We start from the raw sequence: 2,351 nt of genomic DNA, 5'->3' as shown, positions 1-2,351 counted from the left end.
GTCGAGAACCCGGGCGATCTCCTCGTAAGCCAGCTGCTCCCGGTGCCGCAGATGGACGACAAGGCGGTACTCGGGCGGCAGCTTGGCGACGAGCGAGGAGAGGCGATCGGAGAGGCGCCGGCGCTCGTCCGTCTCGTCGGGTCGCGGGTTTTCGTCGACCAGGATCGGCGCATGGAACCCCTCGTCGGAATCGGGATCGACATCGATCGAGACGGTTCGCAGGCGCGCGCGCCGCAGGTGGTCGATGGCGAGGTTGCTGGCGATGCGCAGGATCCAGTTGCGGAAGGGGCGGGCGAGATCGAAGCGATCGAGGGCGCGGAGGGCTCGGATGAAGGTCTCCTGCGTCAGATCGCGCGCCTCCTCCTCGTTGCCGATCGCTTTCCATATGAGGTGGTAGATCGGACCCTGGTAGAGGTGGATCAGTCGCCGAATCGCTTCCTGATCCCCCTTCAGGCACCGGCGGATGAGCGAAACCTCGTCGATTCCGGCGTACGTCATCCTTCATCCCCTGGCGCGGGCCCTGTTGAGGATTCTGCGCGGGATCCGGGGACCCCGACAGGTTCCCGAAGCCCCGCGCCGCATAGGCGAACCTAGCGGGGCGAAGGGAACCGTCGCGGCGGGTCCTCCTCGCGGCGCGCCCGTTCGCTTCTCAGATCCAGCCCGAAGCGTCCAGAAGGCATGACTCGCGGACCGAGAGTGAATCATGGGTCGAGAGCGAAGCTAGATGCGACAGGCCGGTCCGTCAAGCCGGACGGCCGCACTGCCACGGCCGCACCGCCGCAACCCCACTGCCGGGGGATCGAAGAAGATCGCCGGAGAGAGCGCCCGCCCGACGCGCTCCCGGGGCATGGGCGGCTTGCGGCTTGACCGGCTCGATGCGGTCGGCTAGGTTTTGGTCGCCGCGCGATGGACTAGAGGACGGCGGCGCGGAGGCGGGGCGTCGACTCCTGGAGCGGACGCATCCGCGGGCCGATATCGCCGGAGGCACTACAGGAGGAGTTCCCCATGACGCTGATCGAACTGGTCCACGCGCGCGAGATCCTCGATTCGAGAGGACTGCCGACCGTCGAGGTCGAGGTCCAGCTGAGCAGCGGGGCGCGGGGGCGCGCCGCCGCCCCATCGGGAGCCTCCACGGGGGAGCACGAGGCGCTCGAGCTGCGCGACAAGGATCCGAGGCGCTTCTGCGGCAAGGGGGTCCAGAAGGCGATCGAGAACATCCACGGCAAGATCATCGAGGAGATCCTGGGACTCGACGCGTCGGATCAGGTGGGTGTCGATCGCATCTTGTGCGATCTGGACGGGACGGCGAACAAGTCGAACCTCGGCGCGAACGCGATCCTGCCGGTCAGCATGGCCGTGGCGCGGGCGGCGGCGGAGACCTTCGGGCTGCCTCTGTACCGTTACATTGGCGGAGTGCGGGCCCGCACGCTGCCGGTGCCGATGATGAATGTGATCAACGGCGGCGCCCACGCGGACAACGGGCTCGACATCCAGGAGTTCATGCTGGTGCCGGTCGGGGCGATCAACTTCGCCGAGGCTCTCCGGATGGGATCGGAGGTCTTCTGGGCGTTGAAGGCGATCCTCAAGGGAATGAAGGATCCGCGCACCGGACGGGGGCTCTCAACCGGCGTCGGCGACGAGGGCGGGTTCGCGCCGGAGCTGGCGTCGAATCGCCAGGCGTGCGAGCTGCTCGTCCGCGCGATCGAGGCGGCGGGATACAAGAAGGGCTCGCAGATCGCCCTCGCGATCGACGCCGCCGCGAGCGAGTTCTACAAGAGCGGCAAGTATGTCCTGAAGGCGGAGAAGAAGAGCCTCTCCGCGAAGGAGATGATCGATTACTACGAGGGTCTCGTGCGCGACTTCCCGATCGTCTCGATCGAGGACGGCCTCGCGGAGGATGACTGGAGGGGATGGGCGCAGTTGACGGCGCGCCTCGGCTCCCGCGTGCAGATCGTGGGGGACGATATCTTCGTCACGAACACGGCGCGGCTGCGGCGCGGGATCGAGGAGAAGGTCGCCAACTCGATCCTGATCAAGCTCAATCAGATCGGGACGCTGACGGAGACGCTCGAGACGATCGACCTGGCGCGCACGAGCGGCTACACGACGGTGATCTCGCACCGGAGCGGAGAGACGGAGGACACGTTCATCGCCGATCTCGCCGTCGCCACGAATGCCGGGATGATCAAGACGGGATCGGTCTGCCGCTCGGAGAGGATCGCGAAGTACAACCAGCTCCTGAGGATCGAGGAGGAGCTTGGGGACGAGGCGCGGTATCCCGGCCGCAGGGCGTTTCGGGGGCTGGTGGAGAGGGAGGCGGGACGAGGTCGGGCGCGTGCGCGGAAGGGCGC

General features: G+C 67.4%; 2 protein-coding genes. One reads left to right on the top strand and one right to left on the bottom strand.

The window, feature by feature from the left end:
* The coding region (locus FJY88_13690; protein ID MBM3288378.1) for a sigma-70 family RNA polymerase sigma factor at window positions 1-498 on the bottom strand (498 nt) is incomplete at its 3' end.
* A gap of 507 nt (window positions 499-1,005) precedes the next feature.
* Between FJY88_13690 and FJY88_13685 the strand changes: the two genes are divergently transcribed.
* On the top strand, window positions 1,006-2,351 hold a 1,346-nt coding region (locus FJY88_13685), incomplete at its 3' end, for a phosphopyruvate hydratase (protein ID MBM3288377.1).

The sequence above is a fragment of the Candidatus Eisenbacteria bacterium genome, from assembly GCA_016867495.1.
Classification (GTDB): domain Bacteria; phylum Eisenbacteria; class RBG-16-71-46; order CAIMUX01; family VGJL01; genus VGJL01.
Note: the sequence above shows the minus strand (reverse complement) of the source record. Positions and strands in the feature narration are given on the sequence as shown.